This is a genomic window from Myxococcaceae bacterium JPH2 (genome assembly GCA_016458225.1).
GTDB lineage: Bacteria > Myxococcota > Myxococcia > Myxococcales > Myxococcaceae > Citreicoccus.
Genome location: JAEMGR010000137.1, coordinates 1 through 388, shown reverse-complemented (window position 1 = coordinate 388; position 388 = coordinate 1). Strand labels below are relative to the sequence as shown.

At 71.6% G+C, this 388-nt stretch carries 1 protein-coding gene; it reads left to right on the top strand.

Annotated elements, in window-relative coordinates:
* Window positions 1–388, top strand: a 388-nt coding sequence (locus JGU66_36465; protein MBJ6766271.1) for a hypothetical protein, incomplete at both ends; no start/stop codon positions are given.

Here is a 388-nt window from a genome sequence, read left to right as displayed (position 1 = left end):
CCATCAGCTCGGGCGGCAGCGGCGGCACGGGCACGCTCAATGGCAATGGTGGCTACGGCGGCGGTGGCGGCGCGGCGGGCGCGGCGGGCGGCGCGGGTGGCTACAGCGGCGGCGGCGCCGGTGGCGCGTCCAGCAACTGTGGCGGTGGCGGTGGCGGAGGCTCGTACAACGCGGGCAGCAGCCAGAGCAACCAGGCCGACCAGGGTACGGGCAACGGCGTGGTGGTGCTCACCTATGTTCAGATGGTGCCTGTCACCCAGACGTATAACTACACGGGTGGGCTCCAGAGCTTCACGGTGCCCGCGAACGTCAGCTCGGTGACCGTGAAGGCCGTGGGCGCTCGCGGTGGCAATGCCTACAACAACTCGGGAGCGGGCGCGGGCGCGCT